Below are 2681 nucleotides of genomic sequence, written 5' to 3' on the forward strand. Positions count from 1 at the left end.
CAGCCCTTTCGCGCGCGCGGCGCGCGCGTCCATGTTTGGGGACCGCGCGCGACCGTGCAGGACTATCTCGATGTGAAAGATCGGACCTCTCAGGTCTTGGATACAGCCAGGTGGATGTCGGGGTTCCCGAGGCCATCGCAGCGGCGCGTTCGCCCTTCGAGGGCATCGACGCGCTGGTGCTGTGCCAGGGGATCGTCGCCTACAACCGGAGCGAGTTCGAGCGCGAGGGCTGGGAACGGGTCGTGCGCGTCAACCTGGACAGCCTGATGCACTGCGCGCGCCACTTCAAATCAGCGCTGAAGCTGCGATCCGGCACGCTGACCATCGTCAGTTCGGTATCCGGCCTGAGGGGCAGCGTCGGCAACCCGGCCTACGGCGCCTCCAAGGCCGGCGCCATCAGCCTCACGAAGTCGCTGGCGCAGGCGTGGTCCGGAGAAGGCATCCGGGTCAACGGTCTGGCGCCCGGGCTGGTCGACACCAAGCTCACGAAGGTGATGACGGAACACCCGAAGCGACGCGAGGCTGTCATCGCCACGATTCCGGCCGGCCGCCTCGGGCTGCCCCAGGACATGGCGGGCGCCGCCCTCTTCCTCGCATCGCCCCTCGCTTCCTACGTCGTCGGCCATACGCTCGTGGTGGACGGTGGAGCGAGCCTCTGAACCTGCAAGGCACTAGAGATGGATTTCCAGCATTCCGAAAAGGTCCGCGCACTCATCGCACGCCTGGAGGCGTTCATGGATGCGTACATCTACCCCAATGAGCAGGACTACAACGAGTTCGTGCACGACCCGGTCCATCTGTGGCAGGAATGGCCGAAGATGGAATCGCTCAAGGAAGCCGCTCGAAATGCAGGCCTGTGGAACCTGTTCCTGCCCCACGAGTACGGCCGGTTCAGTCCCGGCCTGCACAACCTCGAGTACGCGCCGCTGGCGGAAATCATGGGACGCGTGCCCTTCGCCTCGCAGGTCTTCAACTGCGCAGCGCCGGATACCGGCAACATGGAAGTGCTGGCCAAGTACGGCAGCCCCGAGCAACAGGAACGCTGGCTCAGGCCGCTGCTGGCCGGCGAGATCCGCTCCAGCTATGTGATGACCGAGCCGCAGGTCGCATCCTCCGATGCGACCAATCTTGAGCTGACGATTCTGCGGGACGGCAGCGACTACGTCATCAACGGGCGAAAGTGGTGGATCTCAGGCGCCAGGCATCCGCAGTGCAGGATCTATCTGGTGATGGGAAAGACGCTCCTCGACAACCCTCAGCACCAGCAGCACTCGATCATTCTCGTCGAGCCCGACACACCGGGCATCACCATCGTGCGAGATACCACGGTGTTTGGATCGAAGCACTCGCCCTTTGGCGAATGCGAACTCAAGTTCGAGAACGTCCGCGTGCCGCGTGAGAATCTCATCCTGGGCGAGGGCCGCGGCTTCGAGATTGCACAAGGCCGCCTCGGGCCGGGCCGCATCCACCACTGCATGCGCTCCATCGGCCAGGCTCAGCGTGCGCTCGAGCTCATGGTTCGCCGCGCGGATTCGCGCGTGGCGTTTCGAAGGAAGCTGTCCGACCAGGGCAGCATCCACCAGGACATCGCGCGGTCCTACTGCGAGATCGAGCAGGCTCGCCTGCTGACTCTGAAGGCGGCGGATCACATGGACCGCTACGGCAACAAGGGAGCAAGGGACCTGATCGCCGCCATCAAGATCGTCGCGCCGCAGATGGCGCAGACCGTGACGGATCGCGCGCTGCAGGTTCACGGCGGCATGGGCGTGAGCGACGACACGCCGATCGCCCACATGTTCACGACCAACCGCTACCTGCGCATCGCCGACGGCCCTGACGAGGTTCACCTGGCACAGCTCGGCAAGCTGAAGATCTCGGAATACTGCGGCAATCGCAGTTGATCCGCTACACGCGGAGGGCCTGTCTTGCCGCGTTCTTCGCCGAGGCGAGGCCCGATCCTCGTCGCCCGTCCAGAGGATCAGGGCGGGCTCCAGGAGGCGGGCCATGCACCCGGCGAACTTTGTTCGCCACAGTCAACCCAGCGGTGCCGCGTCGCCATTGTGACGGGCAGACGTGAGGAAGAGACTTTCCGCCTATCAAGCAAGTCGCCGCCTCATGGCAGCAGACAAGTCAGTCGAGCCTGTTCCACGTGTAGTTCATCCAACAAAGAGGATCTGCCTCATGATTACCAGCGCCTTGTCTGCTCCCACCACCGAAGATGGCGGACACGCCGAGCATGCTCCCTCCAGTCGTCGCTCGTGGAAGCTTGCTGCTGCGGCGGCGGTCGGGCTCGCCACGGTTGGGCATGTCCACGCCATGGAGCTCGACACAGGAAATCCTGATCTGAGCCTTCGACTGGACACTGATGTTCGCTACAACATCGGCGTGCGAGCGCAGGGCCGCAATGCAGCGATCTCGAATTCGACCGGCAGTCAGTCATCTGACTATGCATTCGGTCGCGGCGACATCGTCACGAATCGCCTGGATCTTCTGACGCAACTGGACCTTGCCTACAAAAAGGACTTCGGTTTGCACCTGTCGGGTGCTGCTTGGTACGACCAGGCCTATGAAGGGAAAGTTCCGGAAAACAATCCCGGGGTGGAACCGGTGACCGGCCTGCCGTACTCCACTTTCAATGGCTACCCGGATGGCCGCTATGCCCGTTCCGTCAAGCGCTACTA

The 2681-nt window shown here is 63.4% G+C and carries 3 protein-coding genes; all 3 read left to right on the forward strand.

Translation table 11 applies throughout. The annotated features are described in order from the left end of the window. Window positions 1-110 precede the first annotated feature (110 nt). Window positions 111-659 carry an SDR family NAD(P)-dependent oxidoreductase gene (locus I73_RS26270; protein WP_051049068.1) on the forward strand — a complete coding sequence of 183 codons (549 nt, stop codon included), beginning with the start codon at window positions 111-113 and terminating at the stop codon, window positions 657-659. An 18-nt stretch (window positions 660-677) separates the two neighbouring features. Then, window positions 678-1901, forward strand: coding sequence for an acyl-CoA dehydrogenase family protein (locus tag I73_RS06015; RefSeq protein WP_022979789.1), 1224 nt, complete (start codon window positions 678-680; stop codon window positions 1899-1901). A 280-nt stretch (window positions 1902-2181) separates the two neighbouring features. Further along, on the forward strand, window positions 2182-2681 hold a 500-nt coding region (locus tag I73_RS31430), incomplete at its 3' end, for a DUF1302 family protein (protein ID WP_159105851.1).

The sequence above is a fragment of the Ideonella sp. B508-1 genome (assembly GCF_000333615.1).
Taxonomy (GTDB): Bacteria; Pseudomonadota; Gammaproteobacteria; order Burkholderiales; family Burkholderiaceae_C; genus Ideonella.

What these genes read in the sequence shown, in the direction of transcription:
- I73_RS06015 (WP_022979789.1), top strand. Translation starts at nt 678, where the DNA reads ATGGATTTCCAGCATTCCGAAAAGGTCCGCGCACTCATCGCACGCCTG.